We start from the raw sequence: 17,683 nt of genomic DNA on the forward strand, positions 1-17,683 counted from the left end.
TGGCGTCACGGTCTAGGGGGCAGAGCCACCATGCAATCCTTCCTCGACATCTTCGACATCTACCTGCTGGAGGCCGTCATCAACGGCATCCTGCTCGGCGGCGTGCTGGCGCTGCTCGCGCTCGGGCTCAACCTGATCTTCGGCGTCATCGACGTCACCTGGATCTGCTACGCCGAGCTTGTGATGATCGGCATGTACGGCATGTACTATCTCGTGCAGTACTACGGCCTGCCATACTGGGCCGCCGCGCCGCTGGTCATCCTGCTGGTGGCGCTGCTCGGCGGCGCGCTGCATTTCTTCGTGATCGCCCCGCTGCTGACCGCGCCGCCGATCAACCAGCTGCTCGCCACCGGCGGCGTGCTGTTCATCCTGCAGAGCTTTGCCACCGTCGCCTTCGGCATCGACTTCCGCAATCTCGGCATCCGCCTGCCGGTGCTTGCGCTCGGCGAGATGAATTTCAGCTACGCGCGATTGCTGTCGTTCGCCGCCGCGCTGCTCGGCATGATCGGCGTCTATCTGTTCCTGACCCGCACCTTCACCGGCACCGCGATCCGCGCCATCGCGCAGGACCGCCAGATCATGCCGCTGATGGGTGTTGATCCCAAGCGCATCTATCTCGTCACCTCGGCGATCGGCGGCGGGCTCGCCGGCCTCGCCGCCTGCCTGCTGGTGCTGCAATATGACGTGCATCCGTTCGTCGGCCTGTCGTTTGGGCCGATCACCTTCCTGATCTGCGTGCTCGGCGGGCTCGGCAATTTCATCGGCGGCTTCATCGCCGCTTTCGTGTTCGCCGAGATCATCTCGCTCGGCGGCCTGTTCTCCGATCTGGAATGGGGTTACGTGCTGGCCTTTGCCTTCTTCATCGTCATGATGTTCATCCGGCCCGCGGGCCTCCTGGCGAGGCGCTCGTGAACAGGCAAGCCGCCGGCTGGATCATCGCGCTGCTCGCGCTCGTCGCGGTGCCTTTCGTGCATCGCGATCCCTATCATCTGCACGTGCTGGTGCTGATCCTGATCTGGTCGTTCGCCTACACCTCATGGTCGATCATGGGGCGCTTCGGCCTCGTCTCGCTCGGCCATGGCGGCTTCATGGGCATCGGCGCCTATGTCACCGCGCTGCTGTGGAACCATCTCGGCGTGTCGCCCTGGATCGGCATTCCACTCAGCATGGCGACCGCCGGCGTGCTCGCGCTGGTCGTCGCCTATCCCTGCTTTCGCTTCCGCATCACCGGGCATTATTTCGTGCTGGTGACCCTGGCGCTGTCGGGCATCGTGCTGCAGGTCATCACCGCGACCCGCGACTACACCGGCGGCTCGCTCGGCTACACCCCACAGCGCGCCCCCAGCGGCAAGGGGCTGCTCGCGCTGCAATTCGACGACAAGACCACCTGGTATCTGATCGCGCTCGCGGTCTGGGTCTTGGGCCTCGTGATCTGGCGCGCGATCGATCGCAGCATGATCCGCCATGCCATGGAGGCGATCTCGGAGGACGAGGATGCCGCCGCGGCGGCCGGCGTCAACGTCACCGCCGAGAAGCTCAAGATCACCCTGATCAGCGCGCTGATGACCGCGCTGTCGGGCGCGCTCTATTGCCAGTACCAGATGTTCATCTCGCCCGACACGGTGAGCGGCATCGCGGTCTCCCTGCAGATGGTGTTCGCGGCGATCGTTGGCGGCGTCTATGTTGCGCTGGGGCCGACGGTCGGCGCCGTCATCACCATCGTGCTGGCCGAGGTGCTGCGCATCTCTTTTGGCACCAAGGCGGTCGGCTGGGACAATCTGGTCTATGGCGTGCTGCTGGTGCTGTTCATCATCTTCCTGCCCAAGGGCATTCTTGGTAGCGTGATCGACCGGATCAAGTCGCCCCGCAAGCCGTCGAGAAGCCATGAGCAACAAACCGTCCCCATCGCTCGCCGATGAACTGAAGCCCTTCGTCGCGCCGTTCCGCTTCGACGGGTCGGGCGAACTTCACCTCAAATCGTATCCGACCGCCGAGAAGGGCGGCATCGACAAGGACGCCGGCGGCAGGATCATCGAGGCCAACCGCAGGCGGCTCAACGATTTCCAGGAGAAGCTCTACGCCCAGGACCGCTGGTCGCTGCTGCTGATCTTCCAGGGCATGGATGCCGCCGGCAAGGATTCCGCGATCAAGAGCGTGTTCGAGGGCGTCAATCCGCAGGGCTGCGAGGTTTCCTCCTTCAAGCAGCCCTCGACCAGGGAGCTCGACCACGACTTCATGTGGCGCGCGATGATCGCGCTGCCGGAGCGCGGCCGCATCGGCATTTTCAACCGCTCCTATTACGAGGAGTGCCTGGTGGTGCGGGTGCATCCCGAGGTGCTCGACAAGCAGAAGATTCCGAAGCGCCTTGTCACCAAGGACATCTGGCGCGAGCGCTTCGAGGACATTGCGGCGATCGAGCGCTATCTGTCGCGCAACGGCACCGTGATCCTGAAATTCTTCCTCAACGTCTCCAAGGAGGAGCAGCGCCGGCGCTTCCTCGACCGGCTGGAGGAACCGGCCAAGAATTGGAAGTTCTCGATGGCCGACGTCGCCGAGCGCAAGCTGTGGGCCAAATATCAGGCCGCCTATCAGGACATGATCCATCACACCGCAACCAAAGAGGCGCCCTGGCACATTGTGCCCGCCGACCACAAATGGTTTGCCCGCGTCGTGATCGGCTCGACCATCGTCAACGCGCTCGACAAGCTCGATCTGAAATTCCCCGAGGTCGACAAGGCCGACTTGAGCGAATTCAAGCGCGTCCGCGCGGCGCTGGAGGCGGAAGGCGAGGGCGGGGCGGGCGAGAAGGCGAAGATGGTGGCGAAGAAGTAGGTGCGAAGCAGTCGCGCCGCGTTCTTCTCTCGCTGGTGGTCAACTGCGTAAGGTGATCACACTGGTCAGGCTCCCTCCCCCCGCAAGGCCTCTTGCGGGCCCGCAAGGGGGGAACCCTTCCACGGTGCGCCCCTTACGGTGGCGGCTGCCCGTGGGTTAGGTCAACCCATCTGACCATCTTTACCCATTGCGGCGGCTTGCCATAATCGTCTAGAACGACGGCGCATAGCGCGTCCCGACAACCAACCGTCAATGGTTTTGTCCGAGGATTTCGGCGCTCAACAGGGTCTGGCAATGCTGATTCGCGGCCAAATTGATGGGATTTCGGGGGAGGTGGCCCAAGCTACCGCCACGATCCCGGCTGCGGCGCCCACCCTGCTTATTGGCGGCCTGCTTCTTACCTGCCCCTGAGGGCCGGCTGGGCGTTTGCGCCTGGGCACTCAGGGGTTTGTACGAGATCACCGGACCCTGATAATCGCCCTGCATCATGACGGGCGCAAAGCTTAAAGGAATTTCTGACATGGCCACCGCGAACAAGTCCGAGAAGGACCGCGTTATCATTTTCGACACCACCTTGCGCGACGGCGAGCAGTGCCCCGGCGCCACCATGACCTTCGAGGAGAAGCTCGAGGTTGCCGAACTGCTGGACGACATGGGCGTCGACGTCATCGAGGCCGGCTTTCCGATCACCTCGGAAGGCGATTTCCAGGCGGTCAGCGAGATCGCCCGCCGCTCCAAGAACGCGGTCATCGCGGGCCTGTCCCGCGCCCATCCGGCCGACATCGACCGCTGCGCCGAAGCCGTGAAGTTCGCCCGCCGCGGCCGCGTCCACACCGTGATCGCGACCTCGCCGCTGCATATGCGGGTGAAGTTGAACAAGACCCCCGAGGAGGTCATCGAGACCTCGGTCGCGATGGTCGCCCGCGCCCGCAACCAGATCGACGACGTCGAATGGTCGGCCGAGGACGGCACCCGCAGCGAGATGGACTATCTGTGCCGGATCGTCGAGGCGGTGATCAAGGCCGGTGTCACCACGGTGAACATCCCCGACACCGTCGGCTACACGGTGCCGGAGGAATACACCCACTTCATGCGGACGTTGATCGAGCGCGTGCCGAACTCCGACAAGGCGATCTTCTCGGTGCACTGCCACAACGACCTCGGCATGGCGGTCGCGAACTCGCTGGCCGGCGTCGTCGGTGGCGCGCGGCAGGTCGAGTGCACCGTCAACGGCATCGGCGAGCGCGCCGGCAATGCCGCGCTGGAAGAGATCGTGATGGCGATCAATGTGCGGAACGACAAGTTTCCGTTCTGGAACAAGATCGACACCACGCAGCTCACCCGCGCCTCGAAGGTGGTGTCCGCGGCCACCTCGTTCCCGGTGCAGTACAACAAGGCGATCGTCGGCCGTAACGCGTTCGCGCATGAGAGCGGCATCCATCAGGACGGCGTGCTGAAGGACGCCTCGACCTACGAGATCATGCGGCCCGAGATGGTCGGCCTGAAGCAGTCCTCGCTGGTGCTCGGCAAGCATTCCGGCCGCCACGCCTTCATCCACAAGCTGGAGGAGATGGGCTACAAGCTCGGCGCCAACCAGCTGGAGGATGCCTTTACGCGGATGAAGGCGCTGGCCGACCGCAAGAAGGACATCTACGACGAGGACATCGAGGCGCTGGTCGACCAGGAGATGGCGGCCGCCCACGACCGCATCAAGCTGACCTCGCTGACCGTGATCGCCGGCACCCATGGCCCGCAGCGCGCGACCATGAAGCTCGACGTCGACGGCCAGATCAAGATCGAGGAGGCCGAAGGCAACGGCCCGGTCGACGCCGTCTTCAACTGCATCAAGCGCCTGGTGCCGCACGAGGCCAAGCTGGAGCTGTACCAGGTGCACGCGGTGACCGAGGGCACCGACGCGCAGGCCGAGGTCTCGGTGCGTCTGGCCCATGAAGGTCGCTCGATGACCGCCCGCGCCGCCGATCCGGACACGCTGGTGGCCTCCGCAAAGGCCTATCTCGGCGCGCTGAACAAGATCGTGATGAAGCGCCAGCGCGACGTGCCGGCCAAGGCCGCGGGCTGACGAGAGAGGTCGACCGACAAAGTTGAAACGCGGCGCCTCGGCGCCGCGTTTTTGTTTGAACGCCCACATTTAGACCCGTCTGAGGTGCGAGCGAAGCGAGCCTCGAAGGGCGACGGTGAGGAATTGCGCTCGTAATGACAGCTGCAGGTGACTGGTTGGGATAAAAACCGCTCAACTCAATCATTCTTGGAATCATTTCCCAACAATCCGCTCCATCCCGCACTGCTTTGGAATCTTCCATGCCCTTCCCGGCGCTACGCTGCGGCCTTTCCCGGGGACGCCGTCCATGCCGATCTCCTCCATCGTGACAGACCTTCCGCGCGCCGCCACGCCGGCGGAGACCGCGCTGACGCGCCGGGTCGACCTGACAACGCTTCGCCTGTTCGTCGCGGTCTGCGACGAGCAGAACCTCACCCGCGCCGCGCAGCGCGAGGGGATCGCGGCGTCGGCGGTGTCGAAACGGATGAACGATTTCGAGCTGGCGTTCGGTGTCACGCTGTTCAAGCGGCTCGCCAAGGGCATGGCGCTGACGCCGGCCGGCGAGGCGCTGCTGCATCACGCCCGGGTGACGCTGCTCAATGTCGAGAAGATCGCGGTCGAGCTGTCGGAATATTCGCAAGGCGTGCGCGGCCATGTCCGCATGCTCGCCAATCTCTCGGCGATCGTGCAATACCTGCCCGAGGATCTCTCCGCCTTCTTCGCCGCGCATGAATTGCTGCGTGTCGATCTGCAGGAGCGGCCGAGCGGGCAGGTGGTGCGCGGCATCGAGGAGGGCGCAGCCGAGATCGGCATCTGCTCGGCCGAGGCCGACAGCCGCGCGCTCGAGGCCTTCCATTATCGCTACGACAATCTGGTGGTGGTGATGCGCGCCGACCATCGGCTGGCCGGCCGCGAGACATTGCTGTTCACCGAGACACTCGATTTCGACCACATCGGCTTGCACACCGCGAGCTCGATCTATCTGCGCTCGCAATATGCGGCGACGCAAGCCGGCAAGGCGATGCGGCTGCGCATCAACGTGCCCGGCTTTGATGCGGTCTGCCGCATGGTGCAGGCCAATATGGGGCTCGGGCTGATCCCCGACCGCGCCTTCGAGGTGGTCGGCGCCGGCATGGGCCTTCGCGCGATCCCGCTGCGCGACGATTGGGGACGGCGCGAGCTGAAGATCGTGACCCGCGACACCGCGCATCTATCGGCAACCAGCCGCCTGATGCTGGACTATCTGCGCGCGGCGGAGGCGGGAAATACAGCGCGGATAGGCGTGGCGCAGGCGCGCTGAGCCTGACCTTGCACGGGCCTCACTGTCTTGCTGCGGAATCTTCATGCAGCGAGGGACTCCCACTTCACCCTTCGCGGCTTATGTAGCGGATAACTGTTCACCGCAGCGAGGTTGCCGCCGCGCATCAATCGCGATCCGGCGGGCGGCGGACATTAGAGCGTTTTCGAGCGAAGTGGACACCGGTTCGCGTGAAGAAAACGCGTCAAAGCAAGAATCTAGAGCTTCGGTTCCGATTCAATCAGAACCGAAAATGCTCTAGCCGCCATCGAGCGCGGCGAGGCGGTCGGCTTCCGCGATGTCCTCGACGGTGTTGGCGTTGAAGAACGGATCGAGCGGCTCGGTCGGCCACTCGACCGTTGCGAGCGGATAGCGCGCGGTCCAGCGGTCGATCTTGCGCACGTCCTCGACGACCAGCGCCTGGCGCAACTCGTTCCGCAAACGCACGCTCCAGAGGCCGATCACGGGATGCGTCTGCCCGCCGGATGAAGCGACCGCGAGCTCGGCATTCTCGGCCGCGCGTGCTTGCGCGAGGCGCGCGACGAGATCACGCGGCAGAAACGGACAATCGCCCGCGGCGCTGAGCACCCATTGCGCATCCGGCCGGTTGGCGGCAACCCAGTCGAGCGCGGCCAGGATGCCGGCGAGGGGGCCGGGATAGTCGGCGACATCGTCGGCCACGACCGGAAGGCCGAACGCGGCGAAGCGCGCCGGGTCGCCATTGGCGTTGATGATCAGCGCACTGCATTGCGGGGCGAGACGGTCGATCACCCGCTGCAGGATGGTGCGGCCCGCGATCTTGCGCATCGGCTTGTCGCCGCCGCCCATGCGCCGCGCGAGGCCGCCGGCGAGCAGCACGCCCGGGACGGCAGTCCCCGGAATATCAGTCATTGTCGGTCTCGCCCTTGCGCTTGTGACGCATCGATTCCTCTTCGACATAGTCGAGGTTCTGGTCGTAGACGATCCGCTCCTGGCCCGACAGCGCGATGAAGCGCTTGCCGCGGGCGCGCCCGACCAGCGTCAGGCCGACCTGCCGCGCCAGATCGACGCCCCATGCCGTGAATCCGGAGCGCGAGACCAGGATCGGGATCCCCATCCGCACCGTCTTGATCACCATCTCCGAGGTCAGCCGCCCGGTGGTGTAGAGGATCTTGTCGGCCGGATCGACATTGTGGCGATAGATCCAGCCCGCGATCTTGTCGACGGCGTTATGCCGGCCGACGTCCTCGGTGTAGCACACCGGCGTCGCCTCCTTGCACAGCACGCAGCCGTGAATGGCGCCGGCTTCCAGATAGAGCGACGGCATCGTGTTGATGGTGTGCGTCATCCGGTAGAGCCACGAGGTCCGCAGTTCGGCCTTCGGCAGCGCGACCTTCTCGACGGCTTCGAGCAGGTCGCCGAACGCGGTGCCCTGGGCGCAGCCCGAGGTCTGCGTGCGCTTCTTCAGCTTCGCTTCGAAATTGGTGTGGTGCGCGGTGCGCACCACGACGACCTCGAGATCGTCGTCATATTCGACCTCGGTGACGACGTCGTCGTATTTGAGCATGTTCTGGTTCAAGAGGTAGCCGAGCGCGAGGTATTCGGGGTAGTCGTTGATCGTCATCATCGTGACGATCTCCTGCGCGTTGAGGTACAGCGTCAGCGGCCGTTCGACCGGCACCTTGATCTCGGTCGGCGCGCCGGTCTGGTCGACGCCGGCCACGCGCTCCGTCAGGCGCGGATCGTCCGGATCAGGAACAATGATGGGAGCGGTGGTTTTCTCGGTCACTGCGGGACGTCCGAATGGGTTCACATGGCAACGGAGCTGGGGATATAAGCACGTTCGGAGACTGACTGGCGACTCTCCGCCGCGTCGCGGGAACTGCCATCGATCGGTCCGGCTTTAAGGATAACGCGCAGTTCGCGATCTGGGTCGAACAAATCTTGTCGATGGCCGAGGACTGAGGAAGATCATGGCGCAGCTTTCGGACGACTGCTTCGCGTTCGGCGGACCGATGATGTCGGTCGACGAAGCCGTCGCGATCATCGCCGCGCGGGTCAAGCCCGTCGGCGAGACCGAAGCCGTTGCCCTGGTGGATGCGGACGGACGCATCCTGGCCGGCGATATTGTCGCACCGCTTGCGCTGCCGCCGTTCAGGAATTCCGCCGTCGACGGCTACGCGGTATCCGGCGCGGACCTGCCGGCGAGCGGCGAGCGCGCATTCCGCGTTGCCGGGCGGGTGCAGGCGGGCGCGTCGGCGCAGCCGGCGCAGGCGGGCCAGGCGGTGCGGATCTTCACCGGCGCGCCGATGCCCGACGGCACCGACACCGTGTTCATGCAGGAAGACGTGCGGATCGACGATGCGGGAAACGTGATCCTGCCGTCCGGCCTGAAGGTCGGCGCCAATGTGCGCCCCAGCGGCGAGGACATTCCGCGCGGCCACGTCGCGCTGGCGTCGGGACGGCGGCTGCGCCCGCAGGATATCGCGGTCGCCGCGGCCTTCGGGCTCACCACGCTCGATGTGGTGCGGCGGCTTCGCGTCGGGGTGTTCTCGACCGGCGACGAACTGGCCGCGCCCGGCAGCGCGCGCAGCGAAGCGCAACTGTTCGATTCCAACCGCTTCATGTTGATGGCGATGTTGCGGCGGCTTGGTTGCGAGGTCGGCGATCTCGGCATCCTGCGCGACGAGCGGGCCGAGCTCGCCGCGGCGCTCAAGCAGGTCGCGCGGCGCTACGACCTGATCCTGACCACCGGCGGGGTCTCGACCGGCGAAGAGGACCACGTCAGGGCCGGCATCGAACAGGCGGGCTCGCTGGTGCTGTGGCGGATGGCGATCAAGCCCGGCCGCCCGGTAGCGATGGGAATCATCGACGGCACCCCGCTGATCGGCCTGCCCGGCAATCCGGTGGCGAGCTTCGTCACCTTCGTCCACGTCGTGCGGCCGACCGTGCTGGCGCTGTCGGGGGCTGTGCCGTCCCCCTTGCTGCCGATGCCGGTGCGGGCTGCCTTCAGCTACAAGAAGAAGAGCGGGCGGCGCGAATATGTCCGCGTCTCGCTGCGACGGACGGCGGACGGTGCGTTGGAGGCGACCAAGTTTCCCCGCGAAGGAGCTGGCCTGCTGTCGTCGCTGATCGAGACCGATGGACTGGTCGAACTCGGCGAGTCCGTCGTGCGGGTTGAACCTGGCGATGCCGTCGGCTTTCTCGGCTACGCCGACCTGCTGTGAGAGCTGAAACGCGGTCGAGACCGCGCAGCGCGACGGGCGCGCGATAGCAAAATCAGATCGCCCAATAGGCAAACATAAACAACGGCCTACGCGGCAACCCGACGCTGCTAGAGGCGTTCTAAAACTGCTTGCCTCTGGCATACCAGAGAATAGAGTTCGTCGAAGCAGTGCAATTCGCGCAAAGCGTGGTCCCCAAGGCGAGGCTTCATGAGTCGAGACGACGTTCACAAGGTTCGTGCGTTCGAGCACCCCGGACAGGGCAGGAAGCGAGCGAAGGCCACGCCCAAGGGACGCCAGGTCGACCCCGTGGCCGCCCATGAGATCGAGGCGCTGCTCGCCGATCGTCCGAGGCGGCGCGACCTCCTGATCGAGTATCTGCATCTGATCCAGGACAAATACCATCAGATCTCGGCGGCGCATCTTGCCGCGCTCGCCGACGAAATGAAGCTGTCGTTCGCCGAAGTGTTCGAGACCGCCACCTTCTACGCGCATTTCGACATCGTGAAGGAAGGCGAGCCTGATATCGCGCCGCTCACCGTCCGTGTCTGCGATTCGCTGACCTGCGCGATGCTCGGCGGCGAACAGCTGTTGAAGGATCTGCAGAACCGCGCCGGCCCCGGCATCCGCGTCGTGCGCGCACCGTGCGTCGGCCGCTGCGACACCGCGCCCGCTGCCGAGGTCGGCCACAACTTCGTCGATCATGCGACCGTCACCAATGTGCTGGCGGCGGCGAACAACGGCGACACCCATGTGCACCTTCCGCCATATGTCGACTACGACGCCTATGTGGCGGGCGGCGGATACCAGTTGCTGGCGCGCCTGCGCTCGGGCGAGCTGCCGCGCGAAAACCTGCTGAAGGCGCTCGACGATGCGTCGCTGCGCGGCCTCGGCGGCGCCGGATTTCCGACCGGCCGCAAGTGGCGCGCGGTGCTCGGCGAACCCGGTCCGCGATTGATGGCGGTGAACGGCGACGAGGGCGAGCCCGGCACGTTCAAGGACCGCTATTATCTCGAGACCGATCCGCATCGCTTCCTCGAGGGCATGCTGATCGGCGCCCACGTGGTCGAGGCGCCCGAAGTCTACATCTATATCCGCGACGAGTACCCGGCCTGCCGCGACATCCTCGCGCGCGAGATCGCAAAGCTCCCGCCGGGTGGTCCGACGCTGCATCTGCGGCGCGGCGCCGGCGCCTATATCTGCGGCGAGGAATCCTCGCTGCTGGAATCGATCGAGGGCAAGCGCGGCCTGCCGCGGCACAAGCCGCCATATCCGTTCCAGGTCGGGTTGTTCGGCCTGCCGACGCTGATCAACAACATCGAGACATTGTGGTGGGTGCGCGATGTCGTCGAGAAGGGCGCCGACTGGTGGAAGAGCCACGGCCGCAACGAACGCCACGGCCTGCGCAGCTTCTCGGTGTCGGGACGCGTCAAGGATCCCGGAGTCAAGCTCGCGCCCGCCGGCATCACGCTGCGCGAGTTGATCGACGAGTTCTGTGGCGGCATGGCCGATGGCCATACCTTGCAGGCCTATCTGCCGGGCGGTGCATCCGGCGGCATCCTGCCGGCGTCGATGGACGACATCCCGCTCGATTTCGGCACGCTGGAAAAATATGGCTGCTTCATCGGCTCCGCCGCCGTGGTCGTGCTCTCGCAGGCCGATGACGTCAGGGACGCCGCGCTGAACCTGATGAAGTTCTTCGAGGACGAGAGCTGCGGGCAGTGCACGCCGTGCCGCGCCGGAACCGAGAAGGCGGCGCTGTTGATGCAGCAGCCGGTCTGGAACAAGGAACTGCTCGACCAATTGAGCCAGGCGATGCGCGATGCGTCGATCTGTGGCCTCGGTCAGGCGGCCTCCAATCCGCTGACCTCAGTGATCAAATATTTTCCGGACGGCTTTCGTCCGCAGCAAGCCGCCGAGTAGGCGAGGCCGAGCAGGGCGAATTTCGACGAGGATTTGAATGAGCAACAATCAGAACCTAGGCCTGACGATTCAGTTCGAGCTTGACGGCCAGCAGGTCGAGGCGCGGGCCGGCGAGACGATCTGGCAGGTCGCCAAGCGCCAGGGCACCGAGATCCCGCATCTGTGCTATTCGCCCGCGCCGGACTACAGGCCGGACGGCAACTGCCGCGCCTGCATGGTCGAGATCGAAGGCGAGCGCGTGCTGGCGGCGTCCTGCAAGCGGACGCCGACGGTCGGCATGAAGGTGAAGTCGGCCAGCCAGCGCGCCGTCGCGGCGCAGAAGATGGTGATGGAGCTGCTGGTGGCGGACCAGCCGGCGCGCGAGACCTCGCACGATCCGGACTCGAAATTCTGGCACTGGGCCGAGAAGACCGGCGTGACCGAAAGCCGCTTTCCCGCGACCGAGCGCTGGCACGCCGACACCAGCCATCCGGCGATGCGCGTCAATCTCGACGCCTGCATCCAGTGCGGCCTCTGCGTGCGGGCGTGCCGCGAGGTGCAGGTCAACGACGTGATCGGCATGGCCTACCGCAACCACGACGCCAAGATCGTGTTCGACTTCGACGATCCGATGGGCGAATCGACCTGCGTCGCCTGCGGCGAGTGTGTGCAGGCCTGTCCGACCGGCGCGCTGATGCCGGCGGTCATGCTCGACGACAAGCAGACCCGCGTCACCTATCCCGACAAGAAGGTGGATTCGCTCTGTCCGTATTGCGGCGTCGGCTGCCAGGTCACCTACCAGGTCAAGGACGAGAAGGTGATCTACGCGGAAGGCCGCGATGGTCCCGCCAATCACAACCGGCTCTGCGTCAAGGGCCGCTTCGGCTTCGACTACATCCATCACCCCAATCGCCTGACCAAGCCGCTGGTGCGGCTGCCCGGCGTCAAGAAGGACGCCAACGACCAGGTCGATCCGGCCAATCCCTACACCCATTTCCGCGAAGCATCCTGGGAAGAAGCGCTCGACCTTGCCGCTGCGGGCTTGCGCAAGATCCGCGACGAGAAGGGCGCCAAGGCGCTGGCCGGCTTCGGCTCGGCCAAGGGCTCGAACGAGGAAGCCTATCTGTTCCAGAAGCTGGTGCGCACCGGCTTCGGCTCCAACAATGTCGATCACTGCACGAGGTTGTGTCACGCCTCGTCGGTGGCGGCGCTGTTCGAGGGACTGAGCTCCGGCGCGGTGTCGGCGCCGTTCGCGGCCGCGGCCGACGCCGAGGTGATCTGGGTGATCGGCGCCAATCCGACCGTGAACCATCCGGTCGCCGCCACCTACATCAAGAACGCCGCCAAGCGCGGCGCCAAGCTCTATGTGATGGACCCGCGCCGGCAGACGCTGTCGCGCCATGCCACCAAGCACCTGCAATTCAAACCGGGCAGCGACGTCGCGATGCTGAATGCGATGATCCACACGATCATCACCGAAGGCCTTACCGACGAGCAGTACATCGCCGGCTATACCGAGGGCTATGACGAGCTGAAGGCGAAGATCCAGGAGTTCACGCCGGAGCGCATGTCCCAGATCTGCGGCATTCCGGCGGAGACGCTGCGCGAGGTCGCGCGCGCCTATGCCCGCGCCAAATCGTCGATCATCTTCTGGGGCATGGGCATCAGCCAGCATGTTCACGGCACCGACAACGCGCGCTGCCTGATCGCGCTGGCCCTGATCACCGGCCAGGTCGGCCGCCCCGGCACCGGGCTGCATCCGCTGCGCGGGCAGAACAACGTGCAGGGCGCCTCCGACGCCGGCCTGATCCCGATGTTCCTGCCGGACTACCAGCCGGTTGGCCGCGACGACATGCGCGGCGCCTTCGAGAAGCTGTGGGGGCAGGAGCTCGATCCGGTGCGCGGGCTGACCGTCGTCGAGATCATGAACGCGATCCACGCTGGCGAGATCCACGGCATGTATGTCGAGGGCGAGAATCCGGCGATGTCCGATCCCGACCTGCAGCACGCGCGCGAAGCGCTGGCCAAGCTCGATCATCTCGTCGTGCAGGATCTGTTCGTCACCGAGACCGCGTTCCACGCCGACGTCATCCTGCCGGCTTCGGCGTTCGCCGAAAAGTCCGGCTCCTTCACCAACACCGACCGCCGCGTGCAGCTGGCGCGCGAGGTGATCAAGCCGCCGGGCGATGCGCGGCAGGACCTCTGGATCATCCAGGAGATCGGCAAGCGGATGGGACTGCCCTGGAACTATGCGGGGCCGGGCGAGGTCTTCACCGAGATGGCCGAGCTGATGCCGTCGCTGAAGAACATCAGCTGGGAGCGGCTGGTGCGCGAGGGCGCGGTGACCTATCCGGTCGACGATCCCGACAAGCCGGGCAACGAGATCATTTTCACGACCGGCTTCCCGACCGAGAGCGGCCGCGGCAAGATCGTGCCGGCCAAGGTGATCCCGCCGGACGAGCTGCCCGACGACGAGTACCCGATGGTGCTGTCGACCGGCCGCGTGCTCGAACATTGGCACACCGGCTCGATGACGCGCCGCGCCCAGGTGCTCGACCAGATCGAGCCCGAAGCGGTCGCGTTCATGACCCCGAAGGATATGCGCAAGAAGGGACTCGCGCCCGGCGACTTCATCCGTCTCGAGACGCGCCGCGGCGCGGTCGAGGTCAAGGTGCGCGCCGACCGCGACGTGCCTGAGAACATGGTCTTCATGCCGTTCTGCTACGCGGAGGCGGCGGCAAACCTGTTGACCAACCCGGCGCTCGATCCGTTCGGCAAGATTCCGGAGTTCAAGTTCTGCGCGGTCCGTGCCGAGAAGATCGATATCCGGACCGCGGCGGAGTAGCGGTCCCGGAACGAAGCGTGGAGGGCGAGCCGGCCGACCCGGCTACTCGCTCGCCCGACACGGCACCGCAAGCACCGTCGATCGACATCCGCCGAGAGCATGACAGCGGGCGTCGCCGCGGCGTGGACCCATCTCGCCCTTTGCCCCAAAGCGGACGTGTTTGAGAGTCCGGAAGTTGCCATTTCGACGAAAACTCGCGTATGCATGACGTGCAGGATCGTAGTGTGAGACATTCAAATGGCAATGGAACTGAGGGGCGCGAGAGGCGAGGGATTTGCGACGATTGCCGCTGACGGTCGCGTGCTGGATTCCTGGTTTCTGCAGCTGCGCCTGGTTGCGGAGGCCGACAAGGCGGCATCGGTGCGGCTGGCGAGCGACGAGGTCACCAGATCGTTGGGAGAGTCGGCGGACGGATACGCGCGACACGACGACATTCGCAATGTCGACATCGTTCCAATCCGTACAGAAATTGGCTCCCTTGCATCTGCGCCGACTGACGTGCACGACGCGTATCTTCGACTCCATCTGCTGAGCCACCGTCTCGTCCAGCCGAATTGCCTGAACCTTGACGGAATTTTCAGTTTGTTACCGAACGTTGCTTGGACCACACTCGGTCCTTGTGAATGCTCTCGTGTACCGGACGCGCGAATGGAAGCACGAAAGCGTGGCCTCGCGTTTGAGGTGACAGGCGTGGATAAGTTTCCGCGCATGACCGATTATGTGACGCCTGCGGAGGTGCGAATTGCAGATGCGGATCGCGTAAGGCTCGGGGCCTACCTGGCTCCGGGCACAACCGTCATGCATGAAGGCTTTTGCAATTTCAACGCGGGTACGCTCGGTCCCTGCATGGTCGAAGGCCGGATCAGCGCCGGTGTGGTTGTGGGAAGCGGCAGCGACGTTGGTGGCGGAGCGTCGATCATGGGCACTCTGTCCGGAGGAGGCAAAGAGAGGATTACAGTCGGTGAGCGCTGCCTGATCGGAGCCAACGCCGGTATCGGCATTTCATTGGGTGACGATTGTATCGTCGAAGCGGGCTGTTATGTCACGGCAGGCGCGCGCATCCTTTTGGAAGATGGCCGAGTCCTGAAAGCCAAGGAACTCTCCGGCCAGAAGGGCCTGCTTTTTCGTCGGAATTCCCAGAGCGGCGCTCTTGAGGCAACCAGACGTACGCCAAATTGGGACGGCCTCAACGCGCAACTTCACAGCTAGTGTCCCGAATCCGAAGTTCGCATCATTTGCCGCACCTTCGGAGCGAACTTCGGATTCGATAAGGACGCTAGCAAACTTATGATTCTAGTGTGCTTTATGAATGCGAAGTTCGTGAAAGTGGCTGCCGCGAAATCGCACGAACTTCGCATTCAGCACACTAGTCCCCGTCCGTCAGGGGACGATCACCACTCGGAATGCGATCTGTTTGGCGCGATCGCCGTTCACCACCAGTATGGCCACCGCCACGCCTCATAGAGGCGCCACGACGACACCAGGGGCGGGGCGTATGGATCGACCCGGTCGTCTTCAGGGCGATATTGATATCGTGGAACAATATAATAATCCCACGGAGTTGGCCTTATCACGGGCGTCGGGATAATGACCCTCCTTGGTTCATGAACGACTTGTGCCTTCCGCGCCCGGGCCTCAGCACCAGACGTCCCGAGGTTGCACAGCACGAGGGCCGCTCCGAGAGCGCACGCGACGGTCATTTTCTTCATGCATCGGCCTCCTTGCCTGAGAGTGCAAAAGGACTCAAAGCAAGGCAAGCTAATTCGCGCTCGACCGGCTTGAATGACCGCTTGTGGCCGGTAGCCGACCTTTGCTCAGAAGGGCCAAGCGGAAGCCGGAGCCCGCACCCATGATCGATATGAGTACGTGCCCCGGTTCGGCTCTAACTCGACAGGGTCTCAGTAGTCCCAGAACACCGGCACCCAACGGAAGGCGTCACCCTCGACCGCGACATGTCCGACGGACGGGAACGGCATATGCGTGGCAACCAGCAGCTCGCGGTTCGCCGCCAGTTCCCGCAACAGACTGATCCGGGCGCGGGCCGCCTCTTCGGGGTCGTGCTCGAAGCCGTTGTGCCATTCGGGGTGCGCGAAGCCGACCGCGAACACGAGGTCACCGGCGAATGTCAGCCGGTCGCCGCCGGACGCCAGGCGAACCACGCTGTGACCGGGGGTATGGCCACCGCTGCGGCGGACGACCACTCCGGGCGCCACCTCGTGCTCTTCGTCGAACAGCCGCAACCGGCTCTGGTACTCTTTCCTGAACCGCTTGGCGGTCGCACGAAGCGCGTCCGGGAATCCCGGCGGCATCGAGACGCGGGAGAAATCGGGCGCCTCCCAGAACTTGACCTCGGCAGCCGCCACATGGATCCGCAGGTCCGGACGCAGCCGCTCCTTCACGCCCTCGACGAGTAGCCCGCCCACGTGGTCCATGTGCATGTGGGTCAGCACCACGTCGGTCACGGACCCAAGATCGATGCCGGCCGCCTCCAGTCGCTTGACGGTCTGTCCGGCCTTCGGCAGGTGCAGGTCCGGGTCCGACCCCAGCCCGGCGTCGACGAGGATGGTTTTCCCGCCGCTTCGCACCACGACCACGTTCAGGGCCCAGTCGAACGCGTCCGGCGGCAGGAACATGTCGTCCAGCCAGGCTGCGCGGACGGCCGGCTCGGCATTGTGCGCCAGCATCTTGGTTGGCAGCGGCAGCACCCCGTCGCTGACGACCAGCACGTCGATCTCGCCGATCTTCAGCGCGTAGCGCGATGGCACCAACTCGTTTGGCCCCGCCTGACCGGCGTGCGAGGCGTTGTCGCGGTTCATGCTTGTCTCCTGAGTATTGCGGATCATCTGGTTCATCGTTGAAAACTCCTGCGTTCGATCCTGATGTTCGATCCCGCCGGGCGGCGCCTTGTTTCCGCCCGTGGATTGGACATGGTGATGATCTAGCGGATCAGGTGTGGCGCTGCCCCAGAGCGGTTGCCGTCGCTGTAGAGCGATTGCTGCCAACGCATGAGCGCCGCCGCATACGAGCGCTGGGGACGAAACGGGAGGCACAGGCCATCGCCATGCCCCCAGCCACATGCGACACTTCGGATTGGCGAAGCCGGTTCAACCCAGGACTAATATTTCCTCGTCGAGACCCCGGAATACGAACGTTCGGAGCAATTCATGGCCAAGCATCGGATCTATACAACGAGCTTCGCAAGCGTTTACCCGCTCTATGTCGCGAAAGCGGAGAAGAAGGGACGCACCAAAGCGGAGGTTGATCAGGTGATCTCCTGGTTGACCGGCTACGGTTCGAAGGAGCTCGAAGCTCAGTTGGAAAAACAAACCGACTTCGAAACGTTCTTCGCAAAGGCGCCTGAAATGAATCCTTCGCGGGCCCTGATCAAGGGCGTGGTGTGCGGTGTCAGGGTTGAGGAAATCAAAGAGCCGACCATGCGGGAAATTCGTTACCTGGATAAACTGATCGATGAGCTGGCGCGTGGAAAAGCCATGGATAAGATCCTGCGCAAGGAATGATGCCTGATCGACCGGATTCCGTCCGTT

13 protein-coding genes are annotated in these 17,683 nt (G+C 64.6%); 10 read left to right on the top strand and 3 right to left on the bottom strand.

What is annotated here, in order from left to right; all coding sequences use genetic code 11:
• The first annotated feature begins 30 nt into the window (after nucleotides 1–30).
• The 5 genes from JEY66_RS14615 to JEY66_RS14635 all read left to right on the top strand — a co-directional run bounded on the left by JEY66_RS14615 (nucleotide 31) and on the right by JEY66_RS14635 (nucleotide 6,191).
• Complete coding sequence (locus JEY66_RS14615) at nucleotides 31–912, top strand: branched-chain amino acid ABC transporter permease (protein ID WP_018272975.1); 882 nt, start codon at nucleotides 31–33, stop codon at nucleotides 910–912.
• The gene (locus JEY66_RS14620) at nucleotides 909–1,919 is read left to right on the top strand and encodes a branched-chain amino acid ABC transporter permease (protein WP_018272974.1); all 1,011 of its coding nucleotides are present in this window, start codon (nucleotides 909–911) and stop codon (nucleotides 1,917–1,919) included. The genes JEY66_RS14615 and JEY66_RS14620 overlap by 4 nt, the downstream gene beginning before the upstream one ends.
• Nucleotides 1,885–2,832: a polyphosphate kinase 2 family protein gene (locus tag JEY66_RS14625; RefSeq protein WP_018272973.1), complete on the top strand. Its 948-nt coding sequence runs from the start codon at nucleotides 1,885–1,887 to the stop codon at nucleotides 2,830–2,832. The genes JEY66_RS14620 and JEY66_RS14625 overlap by 35 nt, the downstream gene beginning before the upstream one ends.
• Nucleotides 2,833–3,352: 520 nt before the next feature.
• Nucleotides 3,353–4,912, top strand: a complete 1,560-nt coding sequence (locus JEY66_RS14630) for a 2-isopropylmalate synthase (RefSeq protein WP_018272971.1) — start codon at nucleotides 3,353–3,355, stop codon at nucleotides 4,910–4,912.
• A 286-nt stretch (nucleotides 4,913–5,198) separates the two neighbouring features.
• Nucleotides 5,199–6,191: a LysR family transcriptional regulator gene (locus JEY66_RS14635; RefSeq protein WP_018272970.1), complete on the top strand. Its 993-nt coding sequence runs from the start codon at nucleotides 5,199–5,201 to the stop codon at nucleotides 6,189–6,191.
• Between the two features lie 255 nt (nucleotides 6,192–6,446).
• Here JEY66_RS14635 and mobA read toward each other — a convergent pair whose 3' ends face one another.
• Together mobA and JEY66_RS14645 are read right to left on the bottom strand one after the other, a co-directional pair.
• Nucleotides 6,447–7,079: a molybdenum cofactor guanylyltransferase MobA gene (gene mobA / locus JEY66_RS14640; protein WP_018272969.1), complete on the bottom strand. Its 633-nt coding sequence runs from the start codon at nucleotides 7,077–7,079 to the stop codon at nucleotides 6,447–6,449.
• Complete coding sequence (locus JEY66_RS14645; protein WP_018272968.1) at nucleotides 7,072–7,956, bottom strand: formate dehydrogenase accessory sulfurtransferase FdhD; 885 nt, start codon at nucleotides 7,954–7,956, stop codon at nucleotides 7,072–7,074. Before JEY66_RS14645 ends, mobA begins: the two co-directional genes overlap by 8 nt.
• A 184-nt stretch (nucleotides 7,957–8,140) precedes the next feature.
• Here JEY66_RS14645 and JEY66_RS14650 point away from each other — a divergent pair, with 184 nt between their 5' ends.
• From JEY66_RS14650 to dapD, 4 genes are all read left to right on the top strand, one after another.
• Nucleotides 8,141–9,394 carry a molybdopterin molybdotransferase MoeA gene (locus JEY66_RS14650; RefSeq protein ID WP_018272967.1) on the top strand — a complete coding sequence of 418 codons (1,254 nt, stop codon included), beginning with the start codon at nucleotides 8,141–8,143 and terminating at the stop codon, nucleotides 9,392–9,394.
• A 207-nt stretch (nucleotides 9,395–9,601) separates the two neighbouring features.
• Nucleotides 9,602–11,314 (top strand): NAD(P)H-dependent oxidoreductase subunit E, encoded by a 1,713-nt coding sequence (locus tag JEY66_RS14655; RefSeq protein WP_018272966.1) that lies wholly within the window; start codon nucleotides 9,602–9,604, stop codon nucleotides 11,312–11,314.
• A 37-nt stretch (nucleotides 11,315–11,351) separates the two neighbouring features.
• Nucleotides 11,352–14,138: a formate dehydrogenase subunit alpha gene (fdhF, locus tag JEY66_RS14660; RefSeq protein ID WP_016845333.1), complete on the top strand. Its 2,787-nt coding sequence runs from the start codon at nucleotides 11,352–11,354 to the stop codon at nucleotides 14,136–14,138.
• Nucleotides 14,139–14,375: 237 nt separating this feature from the next.
• Nucleotides 14,376–15,347, top strand: coding sequence for a 2,3,4,5-tetrahydropyridine-2,6-dicarboxylate N-succinyltransferase (dapD, locus tag JEY66_RS14665; RefSeq protein WP_016845334.1), 972 nt, complete (start codon nucleotides 14,376–14,378; stop codon nucleotides 15,345–15,347).
• A 689-nt stretch (nucleotides 15,348–16,036) separates the two neighbouring features.
• Here the strand turns inward: dapD and JEY66_RS14670 are convergent.
• A complete protein-coding gene (locus JEY66_RS14670) occupies nucleotides 16,037–16,990 on the bottom strand; it encodes an MBL fold metallo-hydrolase (RefSeq protein ID WP_016845335.1) in 954 nt (317 codons plus the stop codon).
• A gap of 312 nt (nucleotides 16,991–17,302) precedes the next feature.
• On the opposite strand from JEY66_RS14670, the gene JEY66_RS14675 reads away from it, so the two are divergent.
• Complete coding sequence (locus JEY66_RS14675; RefSeq protein ID WP_016845336.1) at nucleotides 17,303–17,656, top strand: DUF2200 domain-containing protein; 354 nt, start codon at nucleotides 17,303–17,305, stop codon at nucleotides 17,654–17,656.
• Nucleotides 17,657–17,683: the final 27 nt, after the last annotated feature.

The organism is Bradyrhizobium elkanii USDA 76, assembly GCF_023278185.1.
In the GTDB taxonomy this organism is placed as follows: domain Bacteria; phylum Pseudomonadota; class Alphaproteobacteria; order Rhizobiales; family Xanthobacteraceae; genus Bradyrhizobium; species Bradyrhizobium elkanii.

Bases quoted from the DNA above. Each gene is read 5' to 3' on its own strand.
- JEY66_RS14670 (WP_016845335.1), bottom strand. From the start codon at position 16,990: ATGAACCAGATGATCCGCAATACTCAGGAGACAAGCATGAACCGCGAC.
- mobA (WP_018272969.1), bottom strand. From the start codon at position 7,079: ATGACTGATATTCCGGGGACTGCCGTCCCGGGCGTGCTGCTCGCCGGC.
- JEY66_RS14650 (WP_018272967.1), top strand. From the start codon at position 8,141: ATGGCGCAGCTTTCGGACGACTGCTTCGCGTTCGGCGGACCGATGATG.
- fdhF (WP_016845333.1), top strand. From the start codon at position 11,352: ATGAGCAACAATCAGAACCTAGGCCTGACGATTCAGTTCGAGCTTGAC.
- JEY66_RS14675 (WP_016845336.1), top strand. From the start codon at position 17,303: ATGGCCAAGCATCGGATCTATACAACGAGCTTCGCAAGCGTTTACCCG.
- dapD (WP_016845334.1), top strand. From the start codon at position 14,376: ATGGCAATGGAACTGAGGGGCGCGAGAGGCGAGGGATTTGCGACGATT.
- JEY66_RS14655 (WP_018272966.1), top strand. From the start codon at position 9,602: ATGAGTCGAGACGACGTTCACAAGGTTCGTGCGTTCGAGCACCCCGGA.
- JEY66_RS14625 (WP_018272973.1), top strand. From the start codon at position 1,885: ATGAGCAACAAACCGTCCCCATCGCTCGCCGATGAACTGAAGCCCTTC.
- JEY66_RS14615 (WP_018272975.1), top strand. From the start codon at position 31: ATGCAATCCTTCCTCGACATCTTCGACATCTACCTGCTGGAGGCCGTC.
- JEY66_RS14630 (WP_018272971.1), top strand. From the start codon at position 3,353: ATGGCCACCGCGAACAAGTCCGAGAAGGACCGCGTTATCATTTTCGAC.
- JEY66_RS14635 (WP_018272970.1), top strand. From the start codon at position 5,199: ATGCCGATCTCCTCCATCGTGACAGACCTTCCGCGCGCCGCCACGCCG.